Raw genomic sequence first — 441 nt, 5'->3', positions numbered from 1 at the left:
GCCGGCTACGGAAGGTCTGGGCTATGGCTATAGCCATGATCGTGGCTTCATGATGCATAGCATGCTGGCGGTAACGCCGGAAGGCTTGCCACTCGGTGTATTGGGCATGAAGACATGGGCGCGTCCGGCCGATGAATTCGGCAAAAAGCACTCGCGCAAAAAGCGCACCATTCACGATAAGGAAAGCGTCAGATGGCTCGAAGGCCTCGAACACCTGTCGACGCTCAAAGGCCAATGCCCTGAAACGCACATCGTTGATGTATGTGACCGCGAAGGCGATATCTACGATGTATTCGTCGCCGAACGCCCCGCTGGCGTCGACTGGCTGGTTCGAGCGAGCTGGAATCGCGGTGTGGCTCATCCCGAGAAATATCTGTGGGAGACGATAGCCACCGCGCCGGTGGTGGGGCAGACCGAATTGCAGATTCCGGGTTCTGGCCG

General features: G+C 58.3%; 1 pseudogene. It reads left to right on the top strand.

The features are described 5' to 3' along the window. Positions 1-441, top strand: a pseudogene (locus P0D80_RS51230) (IS4 family transposase); the annotation flags it as partial.

This window comes from Paraburkholderia sp. RL17-373-BIF-A (assembly GCF_046030175.1).
Classification (GTDB): Bacteria; Pseudomonadota; Gammaproteobacteria; order Burkholderiales; family Burkholderiaceae; genus Paraburkholderia.
Note: the sequence above shows the minus strand (reverse complement) of the source record. Positions and strands in the feature narration are given on the sequence as shown.